Raw genomic sequence first — 21,495 nt, 5'->3', positions numbered from 1 at the left:
CGTTTGTTACGGGTTATTTTACTTGCAGAAAGAGGATAAACCCTCTTTCTGCTTTTTTTAATTACATCCTTCTCCAGTTATAAAGATTGCAGTGCCTCTTTTTTCATAAGTGGCCCCAATTGATTTACAAATCAAGTCTAATTGTGTAAACATAGATAAACCATTTAAATCAGCTGTAAATTGGCATTCATTGGACTTCGGATTGGTTAAAATAATTTCTACTCCATAGTGTCTGGACATAATAGACAATACATTCAACAAAGGACTTGATTGAAATATTAGCTCCGCTTTAATTACTTCAGAAGCAAGATTTAGTTGAGGATTATCAACTATTGTCGGAATTATATTTTTAGAAGACATATCATAGATCACTTTCTGATTACGTGTTAAAATAACACCGTTTCGATCATTGATTTCACTGTTTTTCTTTGTGTAAACTGACACCTTTCCACTGGCAACCGATACCTCAATTTTATTCTTACTCTCATTTGACTTAATTCTAAAGCTAGTTCCCAAAACTTCTGTAATCAAGTCTCCTGCATGCACAATAAATGGCTTGGAAATATCTCGTTTAACATTAAAAAAAGCTTCCCCAATTAAATAAACTTCGCGCTGTTTAACATTAAAGTGTTTGGCAAAAATGAGTGTACTTTGTGGCTTCAGAATAACCTTAGATCCATCTTCCAAAACCACTTTTTGATCAATGGTTGTCGTATTTTTCAATTCAATCCCTGATTGATTTTTAGCTATTTGATCTGCAATGTTTTGATTATTAAAGAAAAAAAGAACACACATGAAGCAAGCTGCAATTCCAATTGCCCAAATCCCAGATCGGCTCAGCTTCAATTTAGTTGGCTCAATCTTTAACAAAATATTGCTCCAAATTCTTTGCTCAATCATTCCCTTTTCTCCCTCCTTGATGTCTAAATCTAACTTTTCAGGTTGAGATTGAAGCCATTGCAACAAAAGATTTTCTTCTTCAGGGCTGCAATTCCCAGAAAGATACCTTCCAGTTAAAATATGAAATTCGTGCTGTGTCATGCTATAAGTTTGAATCTCCCTAGTTAAGTTTTGAATAATCTTTTAAGTTCTCCTTTAAAAATCGAAGCGATTTGGTAATATGATACTCCACAGCCTTTTCACTTAAATTCAGCTGTTTAGCAATTTCCTTCGTATTTTGATTTTCAAATCGACTCTTCCTAAAAATTGCTGCACTTTTCTCTGGCAATAGGGCTAACACTTTTTCTACGGCACCCGATAAATCAGAAAAATCCACAATATCATCTGTATTAAAATGCAGATCTATTTCTTTTAAAATAATGTGCTCTTGATATTTTCTATAATTAATTTGAGACCTTATAAAGTCATATACTTTATATTTAATGGACAATGTCAGGTATAATTCTAACACCTTAATTTCTACGTTTTCTCTCCTATTCCAGATACTTAAAAAAACATCTTGCACAATTTCTTCGGAATCTTCTTTAACCCCTATTTGATGATAAGCAATACAATAAAGCTTATACCAATACCTTCGGTAAATTTCCTCAAACGCAGCCTTATCAGACCTTGAAAGATTTGATAATAAATCTTCATCATTTAGCATCCTGTAATTCACAAAGAATAAGATTTAATAAGTCAATTACAGTAAAGTCGTACTGCAAGAGAAAAACCCTAAATAAAAAAAGAAAATCTTTAAATATTACCAAAAACTATCTTGCTTCTCCCAACCAGCAAGACTAGTCCAAGCACATAAAAACCAACATCCAGTTGAGCATGATTCTGGCAAATGAATCTCTTGAGCGAATCCATTTTAGATTAAATCCCACCAAAGCCCCTATAAGTTCGTAAACTCACTCTTTAATTGGGCAAGTTTACTTTGTAATGGGCTTATGGTATCTATTTTTAGACCACGGGTAAAGGTAATTTGGTGCGATAAATCCCCATTTTGTATGACAATCCACTCATCGCAGCCATCAAAGCAGACATTACAGGTTTTATATTTCAGTAAATTAAACTGAGACCAATTGACCACATTCTTGATTTCTGCCCATTCTTGGTCGGATAATTTCCTCGACTTCGTTATTTCGGGTTTCAATGAATTCCGAGGGACATAATACACATAACGGACGGTCTGATTCGAGATTTCTAAGGTGTCTATTCCAGCGCCCCAGCCGCAGATATAGCCTGCTTTGATTTTGAAATTTGATTCATTGATAGGATCTGGTGTGGAATTCTTACAAGACAAAATCCCTACACATACACATATAAGTAAACCTAGATTCTTCATAATGTTGTAATAACGTGTATGTTGTAATACGATGAATGAATAGGTTAAATTGCATACAATTCCTTAAAATCAAATCAATATTTCCGCCCCCTACTTCGCCCCAATCAATAAAGCTAATCCGACCACATACAAGAGCAACATCCAATTGAGCATGTTTTTTGTGGAGCTTTTGGCCTTAGCAAATTCCTTCCAAATAAATATTCCCCAAATAGCCGCTACCACAGTGGCTCCTTGGCCCAAACCATAAGAAACCGCTGGGCCTGCTTTTTCAGAAGCCAAAATACTCAAGGCCATTCCAATGAACCAAATGCCTCCTCCTAAAATGCCCATGACATGGTCTTGAAAGGCCCCTTGAAAATAGTCTCCAAATGATACCGCATTTCCCGAAAATGGTTTTTTCATTTGCCAAGTATTGAACAAAAATGAACTCAGCAACACTCCCACGGCAAATAATACCAAGGCCGTGTACGGACTTAATTTACCTACTTCAGGGTCCACAAAATTAGTCGCCATAGAAGCCGCCACATACTTATAAAATAAGCCCATCAAACACCCACTGATGACGGATAAGAATAAACCTTTGCTGGATAGTTTTTCGGAGCCCCCTTCATTCAATTGTTTATACGCTCGAGCATTTAACAGGATGGCCAAAGAAATCAAAGCCACCCCTCCAAAAATCAAGATTGGACTCCCTTGTGGAGCAGCTAGATAATTCACCAATACGCCCAATACCAAAGCTATTCCAATACCCACAGGAAAGGCCACCGACATCCCTGCAATGGAAATAGCCGCCACCAATAAAATATTGGCCCCATTAAAAATCACCCCACCTAGAAAAGCTGAAAATAAATTCTCTTGTGTAGCTTGGTTCAAATCAGGAATAAAACTGCGGCCTTCTTCACCCACACTGCCTAGAGTCAAGGCAAACAAGATGGAAGAAATCAATATCCCTAAAGCATAATCCCAATAGAATAATTCAAATCGCCAATAACTACTGGTCAATTTTTGAGTGTTTGCCCATGAGCCCCAACATAACATCGTTACGATGCATAGCAAAACAGCTGTTAAATAATTTTCGATGATAAACATAACATCCTATTTAGAGGTGGACTTTAAATTTCCCAATCGGTAAAACTGTGCGTTGGTGGATTTTTTCCCCGGAGCATCATACACAATCACATCCATCATGCGCACTTCCTGACCTTCTACGGGATTCAATAGTTTCAAGCGGACTTGGTGCTTACCTGGTGCCAAATCATAATTCCAGGTCAATTCATGTCGACGAGTCGTAAAGGCCGTTGGTAATTGAGCTTTTTCCATCAATTTACCATCCACATATACTTCCATGTCAAAATTGTGATTCGATGTAGATGCCCATTTGGCCGTCTCACCTCTGAGTACAAACCCTTTTCCCGTAAACTCAAATTGGTATTCATCTTTCAATGTCTTTCCTACCCCAATTTTCTGAATTGGATACACCCCATCAAAACTCTTTTCAAAGGCCACGGCTTTAGGTGCTTCCACGGGGATATGTACATTGTCTCCAACGATTTTACCTCCATTTCTCTCAATGTTTTGCAAGGCATGCTTGAGCCCTATGCTATAGACATCTGACAATGACGTGCTCGTATATTTGAAATCGATACCCTCTGCTTCCTTTAAACCCTGTTTCCAGTAGCTAGGAATTTTATCATAGCCTAACATGGTTCCCAGAATTCCTCCAGCAGAAGAAGGATTACAGTCGGCATCTTGGCCACATCGGGTGGTAATTTCCATGGTTTTAGTGAAATCTCCTTGGCCATACAGTAAGCCAATGACCACATAAGCGGAGTTCACAGTCGCATCAATATTAAAAGGAGCAAAAACACCATCTGGGCAACCAATATCCTGAGCCCATTTCTTCTGCACTTCTAGCCAAGTTTTTGTCCAATCGTTGGGGTATTGCTTATGCCAACGTACCACATCCGAGATACATTGGTAGTAAGCACTTTGCTTAGGGATGGTCTTCAATGCCTCTTGAATGATGTGAGGAATATCCTTAGAAACAAAGGCCAAGGTATAGCAGGCCCCTAAAAACACCCCGCCATAATAGCCATCTCCATAATTCATGATATGGCCAATTTTATTAGAAATCTTGGAAGCTACATTGGGCATCCCAGGCGACATCAATCCGGCAAAATCGCATTCAATTTGGTAGTCGATGCAATCCGCATGTGGGTTATTTTTCCAATGCCCTGAAGCTGGCGCTCCAATTCCATGCAAAATATTATACCTACCTGCTTGGTTGGCATGCCAAAGGGCATATCCTGCCTCGGCATAGGCTTTGGCATGTGAAGCAATAGGCGCATCTAAACCCTCTCTTTCAAATACCTCCACAAAAGTCAAATCCATGTACAAATCATCGTAAAGTCCGGCATTTTCCAACATGGTTTTTTTCAAATAGCCATCATACCAAGGAACGGGTTGGTAGGCATCAATCATGGTTCCATTGTAACGGAATTCCATAGGTCCGCCAAAAGTCACACCTATGGTTTGCCCAGCCCATCCTCCTTTGATTTTATCTTGTAGAGTCTGTTTAGAAAGGACAATCGACTTAGACTGTGACCATGCTAAGAAGGGCAAAAAAAGTAATGCCAAGTAGAATTTTTTCATTGTTTTAGGGTTTTAAAGCAAATTTTTGATTCATATAATGGTCCATCAAAATCTCAAGAACTTTCGCTTCTTTAATTTTTATCCCAATAATGGCATTAGGCTTCCCGTCAGAGCTTCGAGTAAATCCTTGTTGGTCTACCGATATATGCCGCTTTTCTGTCTGAAAGAAATCAGGATGTAATAACATGGCAATGGCCACCGGATCAAACAGGGTGGGTGTTTCTTGCCCCCAAAGTTTATAAAGATCCGTTAGGCCATTTGTCAGGGGAGTGTTTTTCTCCTTCAAAATCCGACGGTTTTCAGCGGAAAGTTTCACCTGCAAGGTCACATCGGTACCAGCATAAGTGATTTTAGCACCTGATTGTACAAATTTCTGGGAGGCAGGAACATCCACTTTAACATTCCATTCTGCATTGATGGGTTTCTTTTGATTATACCCTACGTCAAAAGAGCCAAACATGGCATAAATATGTTTCGCTTTTTTTAATATCTGTGGGTCTTTCTCGATAATGTCTGAGAAATTGGTGACAGGCCCCACAGAAAATATGACCACCTCATTCGGGTATTTTTTGATTTGCTCCATGATGAATTCGGCAGCAGGTTTTGTTTGAGCTTGAAGTTTATCAAAACCTTTGGCCCAAGAAAATTGGTCAGCATACCAATTCGCTCTTTTGTCTACATGTGAGGTATTTCTCCCCATAAAAACAGGAATATGGCCTTGACCCGTTTCATGCAACATCTTTAAGGCCAAGCGGGCTCTATCGTCTGTTCTCCCATAACAGGTAGTGATCCCCAAAATCTCCAGCTTATCTTGTTGGGTCAATAAATAAGCCAACGCATAGGCATCATCGATATCATCTCCCAAATCGCAATCAAAAATAACCTTTTGTTTCTTACTTTGGGCCGTCAGAAAAAAGGGGAGAAATAAGAAGAGAAATAGTAATTTTTTCATAGTTGTTCACGGGTTGGCATGGAGGCTTGCGCCCCCAATTGGGTTACAGATAAAGCAGCGGCCTTACAAGCAAAAGCAATAGCTTGATCAAAAGCCATTCCTTCAGAAAGGGCTACGACTAAGGCCCCGTTGAAACAATCTCCTGCAGCGGTGCTATCCACGGCAACTACATGCTGAGCAGGGACATGGCCAAAAGCTCCTTGTGTTTTCCAATAAGCTCCTTTAGCTCCACGGGTAATCACTACGCGTTTCACCCCACGGGAAAGAAAATAGTCGCAGGCCAACGATAAGCTAGCTTCATCCACTGGTCGGATTCCTGTCAAAAATTCCGTTTCTGTTTCATTGGGACTGATGATATCAATATGGGCATACAAAGTCTCAGGTAAAGCACAGGCTGGTGCTGGATTTAATACCACAGATAAGCCAGCATGATGAGCTTTTTCAATCGAATAAATAACGGTTTCTAATGGGATTTCAAGCTGTAACAAAAGCCAATTGCCATTTTGAAAGAGCGAATTGGCTGCTTCTATATCGGAAGGCATGAGTCGGGCATTTGCCCCTGAAGCCACCGTTATACAATTTTCCCCATGAGCGTCCACATTGATTAAGGCTACACCCGATGGTTGTTTCTCATCTTGGCAAATGAATTGGCTGTGTATTCCCTCTAGAGTAAATTGCTTGAGGGCACTTTCTCCAAAAACATCTTTCCCTACTTTGGTAATGAAATAGGTCTCTCCTCCCAATCGAGCAGCGGCCACTGCTTGATTGGCCCCTTTCCCTCCAGGATTCATAAAAAATATCCCTCCTAAAACAGTTTCTCCAGGCGCAGGGAGCCTGTCAGACTGGATGACCATGTCGGTATTGGAACTGCCTATGACGATGATTTTTGCCATGATTACACCCAGGTTTCTTTTTCGATAATTTCCCCACTAGCTTTCACTTTCAGGATCACTTTCTTATCGCCATTGGGTAGAATTTCTTCTTTAATAAACCAATGATCGGCATCAAACTCTTGGTACACCGAAGGTTTAATAAGGCCCTCTTGGCCTCGCCATTCGGGAAGCTGAACAGGTTCCCATAATTTCGTTTTGGCAGAACGATAAGCCGCATCAATGATGGCATTTACTACATAGCCATCATAGAAGGTTTCCATGGGTTTTTCGCCTTTTTCATAGGCATCAAACATATCAGTAAACATATTGGTATATCCCAATTCGTGCGCCTCATCTCCAACAGGAAACTGCCAACCTGAATCGCTTTCTGCCTTTTCTGCCACATAGGATTTACCCGCACCCGAGGTAAACATTTCAAAACCTGTTCTCAAAAATGAATTGATCCAAATGGTTCCCTCGGTTCCCATCACCTCATCACGTAAATCCATGCCTCCACGAAAGGTCCAAGAGACCTCAAACTGCCCTATGGCTCCGTTTTGATATTTCACTAATCCAATGGCATGGTCTTCGGCATCAATGGGTTTCACTTGGGTATCCGCCCAGCACATTACTTCCACGGGTCTAACATCTTTTCCAATGAAATTGCGGGCTATTTCTATGCAATGGCAACCTAAATCTAACACGGCACCTCCTCCCGCTTTTTGAATATCCCAGAACCAATCCGCATGTGGGCCAGGATGTGTTTCTCGGGATTTGGCCCATAAAATACGTCCTAAAGCTCCTGATTGAATCGATTTTAAAGACTTCAAAAATTTAGGGGTATAACAAAGGTCTTCTAAGTATCCAGCAAATATGCCTGCATTCTCGCAAGCTTGAGTCATTCGTAAGGCTTCTTCTGCAGTCCGTCCAAGAGGCTTGGTACAGAGCACCGCCTTTTTGTGTTTAACACATAGCATCACGGCTTCTTCGTGCAGGAAGTTGGGTAAAGCAATCACAACAAACTCAGTAGCCGAATGGGCTATAGCCTCCTCCATATTAGTGGTATAATGCGCTACCTGATAATCCTTGGCAAATCGAATGGCCGTTTCTTCTTTTCGAGCATAGACGACACTAACTTGATCTTTGCCTCTTCGGCCTGTTAATGAATCCGCATAAAATCGTCCTATAAATCCACCACCTAGAATACAAACTTGTGCCATTTTATTTTAAATCTTGTAAGGTTATTTCTTTGTCTTTACTTAAAAAATCCGCTTGATTCACTACCCGCTGACCACTGGCCAATAGGGCCTGATCATCTACCATTTGGACTGGCTCAATGCAGGACGTATGCTTCTCTCTAAAAGGTATATTGTAGGAAAGATTATAAGCCGAAATCACAGACCAACGTGCATGTTCAGATAAATTAGCCTCTGAACGATGTAAAATATTGCTATGAAAAAATAGCACATCACCCGCCTTCAGCTCACAATAAACCAGCTCCGAAACCTTTTCAGCTTCTGTCACAAAATCCATATCAGCCCCTTGTTGCTCTCCGGCAAACAGATGTTCGAATCGCTGCATTTTGTGGGTTCCTTTCAGGACTTGTAAACAACCGTTTTCAATGGTAGCATCTGTCAAAGCCACCATGACAGATATCATGGCTTCTGGAAACAGAAAGCCATTTTTATACCAATAGCCATAATCTTGATGCCATTCCCAAGAACCTCCTACACGAGGTTCTTTTTGCATGACTTTGGAGTGAAAATGACAAACTTCGCCTTCCCCTAATAGAGTTTGAACTCCTTCAACGAGTCGCTTACTGCGCGACATTAATCCAAAGGAATCATCGCCGGCGGTAAACCATAAGGTTAATTTCGTTTTTTTGCCTGATTGGTCATTTAGATCAAAGGCTTGGTTGACCACCGACTGGTCCGTCGCCACCGAATAAAGTAAATCAATCTCTTCTTGAGAGAAAAGTTTGGGCATAATCAAGTAACCGTCTCGATGATACGCCTCTTTTTGTGTGTAAGTAATCATAGTTTAGAATAGATTAAGCTAATATAAGTATTTCTTAAAAAAATCTTATTTTATCTATCCTGATTACTAGAAAACAATGGGATTTATTTTATTGGCTATGATGTGAGAGGCATCAGCCTGGTTTTATTTAAACATGTCAGGATGCATTTCATCCCAAGGCGTAGCATCTTGGTATAATTTGGCCAACGCTAAAATACTGGCTTCGTCGAACAGATTCCCTAAAAAACTGATGCTGGTAGGTTTATTCGTTTTTTTGTCAAATCCATTGGGTATACAAACCACAGGATGGCCAGTTAAGTTAGTAATGGCTAATTGGTTCCCTGAAAAAAGACTTGGACTAATGATGACATCAAAATCCTTGAAAAGATAATTGACTTGTTGCATCAATAAATAGCGATGACGTTGGGCGTTGATGTATTCCACCGCAGGGATAAATCTCGCTGTCCTAAATTGATTGGGCCAGTCGCCCTTTCTTTGCATGGTTAATTCATCATCTACATTGAATCGGGTTAACTCATCAAATTGGGCAGCACATTCCGCTCCAATAATAATATCCATCATTTGAAAGGGATAAAATTGCTTTTCAGGAAATTCGACAGGAATGATTTTAGCCCCAGCTTGTTGAAGTACCCGAAGCACCTGCCATTCATTGGCGGTGGAATCTTTCAGTTTATCAAAATAGTTTTTGGCATAAGCTATCCTAAGCTTTTTGACATCCACCTGATTGGTATAATTGAATGCCGCTTCCGTGGCTGATAAATCAAGCCCATCCGTTCCACGAATGGTATTAAAAACGATGGCGGCATCTTCGGCATTCCGACAAATGGGTCCGATTTTATCTAGGCTATAACTTAGTGCCATAGCACCAGTCCGACTAACCCTCCCAAAGGTGGGACGAAGCCCCAGAGCACCGCAGGTGGTGGAAGGAGAAACGATGCTTCCCCACGTTTCAGTACCAATGGCAAAAGGAACCAAGCCCGCCACCGTGGCAGAAGCTGAGCCAGCTGATGAGCCCGATGAACCTAAACTAAGGTTCCAAGGATTTTTTGTTCTTCCACCATACCAATAGTCTCCCATGGCCAAGGCCCCCAAGGTAAATTTGGCTACTAATACGGCTCCTGCTTGTCGCAATTGTTGATAGACAAAAGCATCTTCCTCGATCACTTGTTCTTTATAGGGTGCAGCACCCCAGGTGGTTTTAGTTCCTTTGACGGCAAAAAGATCTTTAAGACCATAAGGTATACCATGCAACATGCCTCGGTATTTTCCATGGGCAATTTCGTCGTCGGCCTGCTTGGCTTGCTCTAATGCTATTGATTCTGTCAAAGAAATGAGACATTGTAAAGTGTCTCCGTATTTTTTGATACGGTCGATATAAAAATGCGTCAATTGGACAGAGCTGATCTTTTTAGTCCTGATTAATTCGGCTAATTGAGGAATGGAATAAAAGGCAAGTGATGATTTTTTACTGGGCAAATCCGTACCATGTGCTTGGGTCCAATGAATAGGATTTTGTTGTTTATTGACATTAACCCCTGGAATCAGGACGGTTTGCCATAAACTTAATGGAACGGAATTAGGCAAATGAACTTGATGCTGCTTTTGGTAAATCGCTAGATTATCTTGCACATCCGACAAAAGCGTGTCTATTTCAGTACTTGTAAAATTTAGATCAAAAATCTTGACGGCGCCTTCCACATCTTTCCTTTGGATTTTAGAAGATTGAGCGAAGCTGTTAGAAACTAGTAAAAACAAGTTGAGCCAAAGTACACATTTTCTCATAGTTCAAATTTAGATACCATGAAATAAATCAAAATAAGCGAATTAGCTCTTTTCTTGGAAAAAATTTATCAGAAAGCTGATTAAATTCTGCTTGGGAATTAGGATTGGTGGTTAAGCGTGGCAGTAAGGTGGTAATTAGTTGGCGATTAGTTGGCAGTTAAGATTTGTCAACTTTCAAAAAGTTGACAAATCTAAGTGGCAAACCTAAGTGACAAATCTTCGTGAAAATCCTACTATTTCGCAGGCTTCCACCAATCGGGAACAGAGGGAACGAATTGTTCTATACGATGGATATGCTCATCACTAAGAGGAGGCAAGTTTGCCGCCACAACATTCGACTGAACCTGAGCCACTGATCTAGCTCCAGGGATGACCACGGAGATTATCGGATTTTGGAAAGTAAAACGCAAGGCATTGGCCGAAAAGCCACCTGGCAAGTCCGCTAAAAAGGCCAGTTTCCTTGCATGTTCAAGCATCCAATTTTTATCTCGATCTGCCATGTGAGAACGGTAATCATCCTCTCCAAAATGCGGGTCTTCGGTCAACAGTCGGTCACTAAGAAATCCAGAACCCAAGGGTACGCGACCGATGATATCATAAGCTGCATGATGAGGATGTGAACTTAGAATCTCATCGACCCGACGGTCCAAAGCATTATAAATTACTTCAATCACTGATCCAAATCCTGCATCCATCACTCGCTTTGCCCCATACACACTTTTAGAACTTACCCCAAACTGACGAATCAGTCCTTGGCTTATTAAATCTTCAAATGGAGCACGATCATAGTGCGCCCAATTAAAATTATCAGGGGGAGAATGCATCAACAAGACATCGATATGCTCACGCTGTAAGCGCTGCAAGCTGGCTTTCACACTGGCAAAAAGGTGTTCTGGGGAAAAATCCTGACCCGTAGTCCCATCTGGCAAATAAACATTTCCAAATTTGGTACAAACGATGATGTCTTGTGGATAACTCGCAGCCTGTAGAGCTTTGCCAACGATTTTTTCGGACAAACCTTTGCCATAAGAATCCGCGGTATCGATGAATTGAATCCCCGATTCTAAGGCCCCAGCCAAAATAGACATGGACTCCTCTTCGCTGATTTCACCCCAACCCATCGCCTTTCCTTGAACGATATTGGGACCTCCCAATTGCCAAGTACCTAGACCTAATTTCTGATGTAAGCGGCTCGAAAAACGAGGAATGCTAGCTTTCGCCATGTCCTAGGACAATTGAAAATCTGGCTCTAAAATAATCTTACCTTTGATCAAGCAACGTTCGCCTTTTTGGGTAGCGAAATAGGCATTTCTACCATGTAGAATACGATCATCATGGAAAAATGCGGCCTCTCCTCGTTCCAATTGTACGGGTAAAATTAATCCCGCATTAATTACCCGAGTCTCTAAAAATTGATGGAAGTCTTCTACCAATTGCAATGCTTCAGGTGTATTGTCTTTATCGACACAGAAATAATTCCAGTTGGCCAACCAACCCAATTCATCCTGATCTAAAATCTTACGTACTTTCTTATGACCTGCCTTCTCAAAATTCACAGTAATAGTCATCAAGCGCTCTAATAAAGCATCTTGGCCATCTATTTTTAAGCAGTCTACCAAATCTGGCAAATCAAAAAATGTAGTTGCGCCTCCGCGAGCAGCCCGAGAAGTACAATAAAAAAACTGCAAAGATCTTTCATTACCTAATTCCACATAAGAATCATCTGTATGCAATGGCTGACGGGTATTACTACTTCTATAACGATCTGGAATAGCTGGATCATAACTGATGTCAATCCATCGATTGTCCTTTCTTTCTCCTGTAATCAAATCTTCATCCTCGTTAAAAGGAGTACCAATAGAATCCGCAAAATTGATGTAAAATTGCTCCAAAGGAATTGGCAAATTATACCCTGCCAAATGGATTACTTTATATTGCTTAACCGCTTCTGTTAATTCAGCAATGGTCTCTTGTTCGGTCGTAAAATTAATTTTCTTAAAGAATTTCATACGTACATTTTTCAAATTTGCTACAATCAGAACATTTCAATTATTCCAATTTCAAAGGTACAAAAATTTGTTAACTGACTTTTCCTGCTTCTATGAATAAATTATTAATCGGTCATAGGGAGGTGATCAAGGTCGGGGGCCCAAATCTCGATATGAAATGATTTGTATCCCCAAATCTCGAATGGCATCTTTAACTTGCTGACTTGTAAATACATCCGTGACACCTTGTCTGTCCGCTGCCACACCTTCATAACCAATATGGGAAACAGCTTTCAATTCTGCATCATCTAAACCCGGATGATCTACGAAACAATAGGTTTTGCCAGCTTGTAAACGTCGAAGCATCTTGATAAAACTGGCTATCTTTTGAGTTGATGTTTGAAAGGGACCATCATAGCTCGCTCGTTCAAATGGGTACAAGGTATTTTCATATATCAAATGATATTCTTTAGCTAATCTCTTGGTCAGTTCTATCACCTCTGCATTAATTCTTGAACATCCCATGTGAGAAGTGATATGACTTATCCTAGGGATTTTTTTGATGGCCAATTCTATTTGAGCTCTAAATTCTGCTTCAATATCTGCCAACGTGAACTTGTTTTCTACAATGGCCAAACCCGGATACTGCTTATTGGCATATACCATGGGAAAAAAATAGCCATCGGGATCACGTAAACTTTTTGCCTCAGTTAATGGTCTCCATTTCAATTTATCCCACTCACTGGTTAATGCTAAATGTATACCCACATCTATATTGGGATGCGCTTGAAGCATCTGAACAGCCTCTGGAAACCAAGGTGAAGGAACAATGACCTCAATGGATGACTGGATCCCATTTAAAGAGGACTGCATCAAGGCCAAATTACCCGAATGACTATAACCCATATCATCTCCACGAACGATGAGTCGAGGAGCTGGGAGGTTTTGAGCCCAAGCCTGAAACGTACATAAGAGCATCAGCAAAACCTTCTTCATCATGTTTGAAATTAGATATAGGAAAATTGTTCTGGGAAAAATACCCAAAATTTACGGACATTCGTATCTTGTTGCACGAAAACCTATTCCCTATGTTAAGTTCCATCTTCTTATTGGTTAGTACCATATTCACTTTTGCTAACGCCGATTCTACACAATATCAATTAATGGTAGGATCCTATACCAAAGCTAAAAATCCAGGTATAGAAGTTTTTGACCTAGATTTAGCTACTGCCAAAACCAAGGCCAACTATGTCAGAGAGAACCCCAATGCCTCGTATCAAGCATTGTCTGCCGATGGGAATTTACTGTATTCTGTGTCAGAAGAAGGTGGCGGAAAATCTGCCATTAGTGCCTATGCCCGAAATGCCAATGGGACATATACCAAATTAAATTCCAGCCCTACCGTAGGTGATGGTCCCTGTTTTGTCAAATACCATGAAGCCAGTAAAACCGTTTATGTGGCTAATTATGGAAGTGGATCACTCAATGTCTTCAAAACGAAGGAGAATGGCCAACTTCTACCTGCTTCCCAATCCTTTTTTTATAAAGGGTACAGTATAGTGGCCGGTCGACAAGACGCACCCCATGCCCACATGGTGGCTATAGCTCCTAATCAAAAAAGTTTATATGTCCCTGATTTAGGTTCAGATAAAATCCATTGGCATCCTATTTTGCCTGATGGGACTTTGTCCGAAAATTATCAATCCATATCCGTGAGTCCGGGAAATGGTCCACGACATATGATTTTTCATCCCAATGGACATGTGGCATACGTCATCAATGAATTAAATGGAACAGTAGATGTATTTAAAATACATGCTCAAGGTTTAGACAAAATCCAAAACATCGTTTCCGACACGAGTACGAAAGTGGCCGTAAAGGCCAGTGCTGACATTCATATTTCTCCGAATGGGAAATGGTTGATTAGTTCCAATAGAATTACCAGTGACAACCTAGCGCTTTTTGCTATTCAAGCAGACGGTACCCTAAAGTCAATAGGCTACCAAGCTGTCGCAAAAATGCCTAGAAATTTCAGCTATGATCCCAGCGGTAAATGGTTATTTGTAGCGAGCCAAACAGAAAATAAAATTCAAGTTTTCTCTGTCAATCAGCAGACAGGTTTATTGACAGACAGTAAACAAGATATCTCCGTAGCCGCTCCTGTTTGTCTTTTGTTTATCAAGAAGCCCGATAGCCCAGAAGAGCGGCTACAAGCATTAGGAATTACATTACTTAAACCTAGTACGCCCTTGGCCAACTATGTCAAATTTACTCGGGCTGGAAATATTGCATACCTTTCAGGGCATTTACCGGAGAAGGCAGAAGGTGGTTTTGTAATAGGAAAACTAGGTAATAAACTGAGTGTAGAAGAGGGCCAAGCAGCAGCCAAATTGGCTGGGATTTCTTTGATCTCTACGTTAAAAGGCCAATTGGGTGATCTGAGAAGAATCAAAAGAATTTTAAAAGTAACAGGTTTTGTCAACTCTGATCCTAGTTTCACCCAACAGCCACAAGTGATGAATGGCTTTTCTGACTTAATGGTCGCGGTTTTTGGCGACAAAGGAAAGCATGCCCGCTCAGCGGTAGGCGTCATTGTCTTACCGAATAATGCGGCCTTAGAAGTAGAAATGGTGGTAGAACTTTATTAATAATCCGTTTTGATGTTGGAATCAAAAGGGACTTTTAATTGGTAACCTAAATCTCCATCTCGTTGATTATCCAATACGTCTAAGCCGTATTGAAGCTGACTCACGGAAGTACTATTGAAAGTCCCAAATACTCGATCCCAAATGGAAAAAATGTTCCCATAATTGGAATCCGTTTGAGGGCGACTTAGATGATGATGCACTTTATGCATATTCGGAGAAACAATCACGTAACTAATGGTCGTGTCTAACCACAAGGGTAAACGGATATTGGCATGATTGAACTGAGATAGAACCACCGAGATGCTTTGATACATCATGACCAACCACATAGGCGCTCCGCAAACCAGTACGCCAAGCATGGTAAACAATGCTCTAAAAATACTCTCCCCTGGATGATGTCGATTGGCGGTAGTGGTATCTACCATGGTATCCGCATGATGTACCATGTGAAACTTCCACATCACTTTTACTTTATGTTCTACCCAATGCACAAAATAGGCCCCCACAAGATCCAATAGCAATAACCCTACTATCAATTGCCCCCAATTTCCCATAGGAAACCACTGCAAAAATCCGATATGATGGACTAGGGTCCAATCGCTCAATTGAACTATCCAAAGCGCAAAGCCAAAATTGACGACAATGGTGGTCAAGGTAAACAGCAGATTAATCCCTGCATGCTTCCACTTATTATAGCGAAAGGATACCAAAGGAATGGCATATTCCAACAACCAAAAAAAGCTGATACCTCCGGCTAAAATGAGTGCACGATGGCTGCTCGGGATGTGATCAAAATAGGAAATAAGGCTTTCTAACATAAGGATGGGGTTTTGCTCAAATCAGCAACAAATAATGGTAAAAAGCACAAATTTTGCAATACCTAATCCATAGCGCGATGGAAATCAATTAGGTTAGGAAATGGTAGATTCCATAAGAAAGCAATAGGCCAATCAAGGCCCAAATTAAACCTGTGGATTTTCTTTTCTTTAAAAACAACAACAAGACTAAACCCGTGGCCGAAATAAAAATCATGAATATGGCGGAAATATCAATGACCCAAGCCCAGGATTTCCCAGTATCTCTTCCTTTATGCAAATCGTTGATGACGGCCATCCAACCCATGCGGGTTTCGGTTAACTCATACGCTCCCGTCTCTCGGTCTATAAACACATCGGCCGTATAGCCGGGCCCTTGAAAAGAAACCGAGATTTCTGCATCGTCAATTCTAAAATCATTCAATTGCCCTTTAATTCCATGGCTATTTCGGAGCTGCTCCACCACTTCCAATTTGGCAATTTTAGACGTATCCGTTTGATTCACCCAAGCCACATTCAGCTTGGCTTTTTGCTCTTGGACATCGGTTTTCTCAGGAAGCCATTCTTGGTGATTCAAGGTTAAGCCTGTCACCGAAAAGAATAAGACAATGGCAAAACTGAACATGGATAAATAAATGTGCAGCCATCGAGAGATTTCAGCGATAGAGCGGCGAAGTTTACTTTGCTTAGGTTTTAATTTAGAATTGGGGTTACTCATATGCTTGGTTAAAAGAAGCCCATGAATAACTCATGGGCTCTTAATAAAATAGAATGTACTTATTTGGCTACATAATTTAAAGAAGCACCTGTCACTTCTTCATTGCCTGAAAGCGTTTGCTTTTGGTCTTTCCCATTGAAATTCATTTCTTGTTTCATCAACTGGTAAGTACCATGCTCCCGAGCGGCCTCGATGTACACCGTATATTTTCCTTGTTTCACAAATTGGCCAGCATCGTCTTTTCCATCCCAAACCAAGGTATATTCTCCTGGTGAACGTGTAGCACTCGCTAAGGAAGCAATATCAATGGCGCTTTCTCTTTGGGCTGCATACCAAGAACGCAAATCCGGCAACCATCTAGGCTTATTAAACCAAAGAGCAATACGTCTAATAGGCTTATGATTTTCATCTTCTACCCAAACCGCCACAAAAGGACGGCGAAAACGACCTTCAAAACTAGCAAGTTCAAACTTGATTTGTAACTCTTGCTTATCCGTCCACATTTTTTCCTTTTGGTTGACCATCAAGATATTCGTACTTAAACTTGTGGGATGAATATTGGGGGCATTAGAGGCTAAAAGATTATTCCAATTGGGACTACTATATTCCTCTCCTGATTTAGTCAAAATCAAATAATCCGTATCGGGAATGGAGGCAGCTAACTGTTGGCTTTGCGCTGGACTCATCACCTGAAAGGCCGTGGACAAAGCCCCAGCAGTCAAGGCATCTGGATGCACGACCGTTGCACTGATGATTTCTGAGGCAGGTTGACCCGTCAAAGGATTCATCACATGAGAAAACCATTGCTTATTGATTTCAAATCCTCTTTGGTAATCCCCTGAGGTAGCAACTGCTTTATTTTCAACTAAAATTTGAGAATGAGGTGCCGCATTTTCTGCAAAATGACGGGGATCTTTGATGGAAATCTGATCCACTCCATTTCCTTTAACAATAATATCTCCTCCTACATTCAATACAATTCCATGGACACCTTCGGTAGCTAAAGCGATATCCGCAGCTTTTTGCATCACATAAGATTTGGCAAATGAGTGCAGTCGCAAGGCCGCCTGACTGGTTCTGGCCACCCGCTGTTCTGCCTCATTGATTTCCCAATGTTTTTGTTGAGCTAAAGCTACGGCGGCTTGAATATTTTCTTCATTGGGTAATTGATTCTCTAGACTAGCGGATTTCCATACTTGGGCAATTTCCTCCGCTGAAGCGTTAATCATACCTCCTGTTTTTACTTGCCAAACATCAAATTGCTGAAGAACCTGTAATAAATCTTGAGATACGGGCTTGTATTCTCCCTGACTAGCCATCCATTGATTAAACTCAGTACTAGGATGATAGGTACCTAAAATTTGGCTCAAACGTTTCACTTCAGCCAGTAAACTAGCTTCTGCCTTTTTGGCTGCTCCATAATGGGATGCGGCAATTTTAAGGTCAAGGGATGTTCCCAATAAATGATCCATTTGAGAAACATAAATACCCGAAGAATGAGTGGCGTTGAGTTGGGGTGTTGTAACAGAAAGGGCCACAAGGCCTAGGGATCTTAACATAAGCTATTTCATTAGGGTTTTAGATATCGAAATTTAAATTTATTCCTTTAATAGCCCTTCAAATTATAGATAAACTACTCTTTTGTGTCTACCCAAAGCAAAAATAAATCCTTTTCATGAACGCGGGTCTGCCCTGATTATTAAGTAGCTATCTGGTTTTACGTTGTAATTAATCTCCATTTTGTCGATTTTTACCAAAACTAATACCTCTAAGACCCATATTCGGGTTATCAATACAATTAATATGAAATTTAAACACCTAGTTAGCTTCACATTCATTCTTACATTCCTAAGTTTTCAAAGCATAGCCCAAGTAGGGCCAAAAGGTAAAATCAAGGGTCAAATTATTGAAAAAGAATCCAAAGCTCCCGTTCCATTTTCTAGCATTCGCATATTTCAGGCAGGGGCTCAAAAATTAATCACTGGTGGAATTGGGGATGACAAAGGCCAATTTTCTACAGATGTGATTTATGGAACCTATGATGTCGTGATCGAAAGTGTGGGGTATGAAACAATCCAACAAAAAGGAATAAGCATCAATAAAGATAATCACACCATCAATCTAGGGGTCTTGGAGGCGAAATCTTCCTCTAAAACCTTAGACGAGGTTACCGTAAAAGGCCAAAAAGCTTCCATGGAATTGGCTTTGGACAAACGTATTTTTAATGTAGGGACTGATTTAGCTAACCGGGGAGCAACTGCCTCTGAAATCTTAGGTAATCTTCCATCCATTCAGGTAGATGGAGAAGGCGGGGTAAAACTACGAGGAAGCGATAATGTCCGTATTTTAATTGATGGTAAACCATCTACTTTAGTCGGTATCAGCGGAGCTGGTGGACTGCAGTCATTGCAAGGAAATCTAATTGAAAAAGTAGAAGTTATTACCAATCCATCGGCTCGTTATGAGGCGGAAGGCATGGCAGGAATTATCAATATCGTCTTAAAGAAAAATCAAAACCAAGGCTTTAATGGTGCCATAGAAACCACTACAGGTTATCCCGAAAATTTCGGTGCTACGGCCATTGTCAATTACCGTAAAGACAAACTAAACTTCTTTTTAAACTATGGTTTGTTTTACCGCAGAACTCCTGGAAGAGGTAATATTTACCAAGAGGTATATACTCCTGGGCAAACCAATTATTTGCAACAAACTTCCCAAAATAATGTGAAGGGCATGGTGAATAATGTTCGTGGTGGAGCTGATTACTTTTTCAATGAAAAAACGGTGTTAACGGGTTCATACATTTTCCGAAGAACCGATGTCCGTCGCATTTCGGATTTTCACTATTTGGACTATCAAAAAAGCCTGAGCAATTTATACAGCATTACAGACCGTCAACAAGACGAAAAAGAAGCAGAACCAAATGCTGAATATGCTTTAACCTTCAAAAAGTCGTATGCGAGAAAAGGCAAAGAATTTACAGCGGATTTGCGTTATTTAGATTATTGGGAAAGTTCCGATCAATTATTTACTCAGGTAGGTAAAAAGCCCGGTGGAAGCGCTTTTCCTGAAAATTCTAGAATCCAAAAATCCATCAATGATGAAGCGGAGCACCAATGGATTTTACAGGCTGACTATGTGAATCCCGTGGGAAAGGATGGCAAAATAGAAACAGGTTTACGTACGAGTTTCCGAGATATGACCAATGATTATATTGTAACGCAAAAGCAAGAAACGGGCGAATTCACCGTGGTGCCGGGTTTACAAAATAATTTTGTTTATAATGAAAACATCACCGCAGCTTATGCCATTTGGGGTACTAAAATCAAGAAATTTTCCTACCAAATAGGTATACGGGGTGAGATGACGGACATTCGTACGGAGCTCTTACAAACGCATGAAAAAAATCCAAGGAACTATGCCAACTTGTTCCCAAGTGCTCATTTTACCTATTCTTTGTCGGCGGATAATTCATTCCAATTAGGCTATTCCAGACGGGTTCGTAGACCTACTTACAATGAATTAAGTCCATTTGTTACTTATTCAGACAACCGAAATTATTTCTCGGGGAATCCTAATCTAAATCCTCAGTTCACCGATGTATTTGATTTAGGGCATGTGAAATACTATGAAAATGGAAGTATCAGTTCATCCATTTATTATAGAAATACAGACGGGAAAATTGATCGCATACGTCAGGTAGATGCCAATGGATATTCGGTCACTTTACCTCAAAACTTCAAAAATGAAGTTTCCATGGGAGCAGAATTTACAGGATCCTCTAATTTAAGTAAAGCTTGGAAAGCTGATTTGAGCATCAATATATTTCGCGCTAAAGCAGATGCCAGCAACATTGATCCTAATTATGTGAGTGATACCTATTCCTGGTTTGCTCGTCATACCTCCCGTTTTAAATTAGGTGGAGGCGTAGATGCCCAATTGAGAGCCAATTATGAAGCTCCGCAAAATACCCCTCAAGGTTCAAGAGGTTATATTGCTTGGATGGACTTGTCGGCCAGTAAAGACATCATGAAAGGCAATGGAACTTTGACCTTGAATATCTTAGACGTATTCAGCTCCAGAATCATGCGCTCGGAGACTAGAGGTACTGGTTTTTATACCAAATCGGAGTTTCAAGGTCGTTTGACGCAATTCAACTTAACATTTAACTACCGAATCAAAACCACCAAACAAGCGGCTAAGCAGCGTAGAAGTATGATGGATGAGGAGTAAAGCCTCGTTCATCCATCATAACATACTTCTTTAATTCTCAATTTTGGATTGATTTAATAACTTTTTGAAAATCCCTAAAATCAACAGATTGATAAAACTAAATCCTAGCTGAAATAGTAAGTATTCAGGGATAAATATTCTAAAAGAAAATAATATAATTAAAAGTAGTATACTATAAATCAAGGACCATTGATTTGAAACAAGGTTCTCCTTTCCAAAAACCCATTTGATGTAAATCAAGATGGGTAAAATGACAAAAATTGTGGTAAAGAGAATCTGATTGAAAAAGAAAAGGTTATGGTAAAAAGTATATTCTTCTAATTTTAAATAGGCAACATACAAAATATGCATGTATAATACGGAAGCACTCGCGCGCCAACTAAAGATGATTGATTTCATTATTATCCTCCTAAAAATCATTGATTTTGACGCACTTAGCGTCTTAATTTTCAAGAGGATTAAGGCAAATTAAACCAATGGTTTATGCCATTTCAAAAACCCGTAAATT

At 40.3% G+C, this 21,495-nt stretch carries 18 protein-coding genes; 2 read left to right on the top strand and 16 right to left on the bottom strand.

From position 1 onward, the window contains the following. Positions 1–57: 57 nt before the first annotated feature. From EWU23_RS08060 to EWU23_RS08000, 13 genes are all read right to left on the bottom strand, one after another. Entirely contained in the window at positions 58–1,041 is a 984-nt protein-coding gene (locus EWU23_RS08060) for a FecR family protein (protein ID WP_166230604.1), read from the bottom strand. A 19-nt stretch (positions 1,042–1,060) separates the two neighbouring features. Then, positions 1,061–1,606: an RNA polymerase sigma-70 factor gene (locus tag EWU23_RS08055; RefSeq protein WP_166230964.1), complete on the bottom strand. Its 546-nt coding sequence runs from the start codon at positions 1,604–1,606 to the stop codon at positions 1,061–1,063. A 231-nt stretch (positions 1,607–1,837) separates the two neighbouring features. Beyond that, entirely contained in the window at positions 1,838–2,290 is a 453-nt protein-coding gene (locus EWU23_RS08050; protein ID WP_166230602.1) for a hypothetical protein, read from the bottom strand. 90 nt (positions 2,291–2,380) lie between these two features. After that, positions 2,381–3,379, bottom strand: a complete 999-nt coding sequence (locus EWU23_RS08045; protein ID WP_166230600.1) for a GRP family sugar transporter — start codon at positions 3,377–3,379, stop codon at positions 2,381–2,383. Between the two features lie 6 nt (positions 3,380–3,385). Next, positions 3,386–4,942, bottom strand: coding sequence for an ADP-ribosylglycohydrolase family protein (locus EWU23_RS08040; protein WP_166230598.1), 1,557 nt, complete (start codon positions 4,940–4,942; stop codon positions 3,386–3,388). Positions 4,943–4,946: 4 nt separating this feature from the next. Then, positions 4,947–5,894 (bottom strand): nucleoside hydrolase, encoded by a 948-nt coding sequence (locus EWU23_RS08035; RefSeq protein WP_166230596.1) that lies wholly within the window; start codon positions 5,892–5,894, stop codon positions 4,947–4,949. Further along, positions 5,891–6,787 (bottom strand): ribokinase, encoded by an 897-nt coding sequence (rbsK, locus tag EWU23_RS08030; RefSeq protein WP_166230594.1) that lies wholly within the window; start codon positions 6,785–6,787, stop codon positions 5,891–5,893. Before rbsK ends, EWU23_RS08035 begins: the two co-directional genes overlap by 4 nt. A 2-nt stretch (positions 6,788–6,789) precedes the next feature. Continuing rightward, positions 6,790–7,986: a Gfo/Idh/MocA family protein gene (locus tag EWU23_RS08025; RefSeq protein WP_166230592.1), complete on the bottom strand. Its 1,197-nt coding sequence runs from the start codon at positions 7,984–7,986 to the stop codon at positions 6,790–6,792. Position 7,987: 1 nt separating this feature from the next. Next, positions 7,988–8,803 (bottom strand): phytanoyl-CoA dioxygenase family protein, encoded by an 816-nt coding sequence (locus EWU23_RS08020; RefSeq protein ID WP_166230590.1) that lies wholly within the window; start codon positions 8,801–8,803, stop codon positions 7,988–7,990. Between the two features lie 123 nt (positions 8,804–8,926). Continuing rightward, positions 8,927–10,585, bottom strand: a complete 1,659-nt coding sequence (locus tag EWU23_RS08015; protein WP_166230588.1) for an amidase — start codon at positions 10,583–10,585, stop codon at positions 8,927–8,929. 233 nt (positions 10,586–10,818) lie between these two features. Continuing rightward, a complete protein-coding gene (locus EWU23_RS08010) occupies positions 10,819–11,808 on the bottom strand; it encodes an aldo/keto reductase (RefSeq protein ID WP_166230586.1) in 990 nt (329 codons plus the stop codon). A gap of 3 nt (positions 11,809–11,811) precedes the next feature. Continuing rightward, positions 11,812–12,594 (bottom strand): TauD/TfdA family dioxygenase, encoded by a 783-nt coding sequence (locus EWU23_RS08005; protein ID WP_166230584.1) that lies wholly within the window; start codon positions 12,592–12,594, stop codon positions 11,812–11,814. A 126-nt stretch (positions 12,595–12,720) separates the two neighbouring features. Beyond that, entirely contained in the window at positions 12,721–13,572 is an 852-nt protein-coding gene (locus EWU23_RS08000; RefSeq protein ID WP_235942177.1) for a polysaccharide deacetylase family protein, read from the bottom strand. 89 nt (positions 13,573–13,661) lie between these two features. Between EWU23_RS08000 and EWU23_RS07995 the strand changes: the two genes are divergently transcribed. Further along, complete coding sequence (locus EWU23_RS07995) at positions 13,662–15,221, top strand: Atu1372/SO_1960 family protein (protein ID WP_205753121.1); 1,560 nt, start codon at positions 13,662–13,664, stop codon at positions 15,219–15,221. On the opposite strand, the gene EWU23_RS07990 is transcribed toward EWU23_RS07995, so the two are convergent. The 3 genes from EWU23_RS07990 to EWU23_RS07980 all read right to left on the bottom strand — a co-directional run bounded on the left by EWU23_RS07990 (position 15,218) and on the right by EWU23_RS07980 (position 18,313). Beyond that, positions 15,218–16,039 (bottom strand): sterol desaturase family protein, encoded by an 822-nt coding sequence (locus EWU23_RS07990; protein WP_166230580.1) that lies wholly within the window; start codon positions 16,037–16,039, stop codon positions 15,218–15,220. The two genes, EWU23_RS07995 and EWU23_RS07990, sit on opposite strands and share 4 nt — an antisense overlap. An 88-nt stretch (positions 16,040–16,127) precedes the next feature. Further along, positions 16,128–16,754 carry a PepSY-associated TM helix domain-containing protein gene (locus tag EWU23_RS07985; RefSeq protein ID WP_166230578.1) on the bottom strand — a complete coding sequence of 209 codons (627 nt, stop codon included), beginning with the start codon at positions 16,752–16,754 and terminating at the stop codon, positions 16,128–16,130. A gap of 59 nt (positions 16,755–16,813) precedes the next feature. Further along, on the bottom strand, positions 16,814–18,313 hold the full coding sequence (locus tag EWU23_RS07980; protein WP_166230576.1) for a DUF2271 domain-containing protein: 1,500 nt from the start codon (positions 18,311–18,313) through the stop codon (positions 16,814–16,816). A gap of 244 nt (positions 18,314–18,557) precedes the next feature. Here EWU23_RS07980 and EWU23_RS07975 point away from each other — a divergent pair, with 244 nt between their 5' ends. Beyond that, the gene (locus EWU23_RS07975; RefSeq protein WP_166230574.1) at positions 18,558–20,987 is read left to right on the top strand and encodes an outer membrane beta-barrel family protein; all 2,430 of its coding nucleotides are present in this window, start codon (positions 18,558–18,560) and stop codon (positions 20,985–20,987) included. Positions 20,988–21,495: the final 508 nt, after the last annotated feature.

The organism is Aquirufa beregesia (assembly GCF_011090385.1).
GTDB classification, from domain to species: Bacteria; Bacteroidota; Bacteroidia; order Cytophagales; family Spirosomataceae; genus Aquirufa; species Aquirufa beregesia.
Note: the sequence above shows the minus strand (reverse complement) of the source record. Positions and strands in the feature narration are given on the sequence as shown.

What these genes read in the sequence shown, in the direction of transcription:
- EWU23_RS08035 (WP_166230596.1), bottom strand. Translation starts at nt 5,894, where the DNA reads ATGAAAAAATTACTATTTCTCTTCTTATTTCTCCCCTTTTTTCTGACG.
- EWU23_RS07985 (WP_166230578.1), bottom strand. Translation starts at nt 16,754, where the DNA reads ATGAGTAACCCCAATTCTAAATTAAAACCTAAGCAAAGTAAACTTCGC.
- rbsK (WP_166230594.1), bottom strand. Translation starts at nt 6,787, where the DNA reads ATGGCAAAAATCATCGTCATAGGCAGTTCCAATACCGACATGGTCATC.
- EWU23_RS07980 (WP_166230576.1), bottom strand. Translation starts at nt 18,313, where the DNA reads ATGTTAAGATCCCTAGGCCTTGTGGCCCTTTCTGTTACAACACCCCAA.
- EWU23_RS08025 (WP_166230592.1), bottom strand. Translation starts at nt 7,986, where the DNA reads ATGGCACAAGTTTGTATTCTAGGTGGTGGATTTATAGGACGATTTTAT.
- EWU23_RS08045 (WP_166230600.1), bottom strand. Translation starts at nt 3,379, where the DNA reads ATGTTTATCATCGAAAATTATTTAACAGCTGTTTTGCTATGCATCGTA.
- EWU23_RS08000 (WP_235942177.1), bottom strand. Translation starts at nt 13,572, where the DNA reads ATGATGAAGAAGGTTTTGCTGATGCTCTTATGTACGTTTCAGGCTTGG.
- EWU23_RS08005 (WP_166230584.1), bottom strand. Translation starts at nt 12,594, where the DNA reads ATGAAATTCTTTAAGAAAATTAATTTTACGACCGAACAAGAGACCATT.
- EWU23_RS08040 (WP_166230598.1), bottom strand. Translation starts at nt 4,942, where the DNA reads ATGAAAAAATTCTACTTGGCATTACTTTTTTTGCCCTTCTTAGCATGG.
- EWU23_RS08055 (WP_166230964.1), bottom strand. Translation starts at nt 1,606, where the DNA reads ATGCTAAATGATGAAGATTTATTATCAAATCTTTCAAGGTCTGATAAG.
- EWU23_RS07990 (WP_166230580.1), bottom strand. Translation starts at nt 16,039, where the DNA reads ATGTTAGAAAGCCTTATTTCCTATTTTGATCACATCCCGAGCAGCCAT.
- EWU23_RS07995 (WP_205753121.1), top strand. Translation starts at nt 13,662, where the DNA reads ATGTTAAGTTCCATCTTCTTATTGGTTAGTACCATATTCACTTTTGCT.
- EWU23_RS08010 (WP_166230586.1), bottom strand. Translation starts at nt 11,808, where the DNA reads ATGGCGAAAGCTAGCATTCCTCGTTTTTCGAGCCGCTTACATCAGAAA.
- EWU23_RS08060 (WP_166230604.1), bottom strand. Translation starts at nt 1,041, where the DNA reads ATGACACAGCACGAATTTCATATTTTAACTGGAAGGTATCTTTCTGGG.
- EWU23_RS07975 (WP_166230574.1), top strand. Translation starts at nt 18,558, where the DNA reads ATGAAATTTAAACACCTAGTTAGCTTCACATTCATTCTTACATTCCTA.
- EWU23_RS08015 (WP_166230588.1), bottom strand. Translation starts at nt 10,585, where the DNA reads ATGAGAAAATGTGTACTTTGGCTCAACTTGTTTTTACTAGTTTCTAAC.
- EWU23_RS08020 (WP_166230590.1), bottom strand. Translation starts at nt 8,803, where the DNA reads ATGATTACTTACACACAAAAAGAGGCGTATCATCGAGACGGTTACTTG.
- EWU23_RS08050 (WP_166230602.1), bottom strand. Translation starts at nt 2,290, where the DNA reads ATGAAGAATCTAGGTTTACTTATATGTGTATGTGTAGGGATTTTGTCT.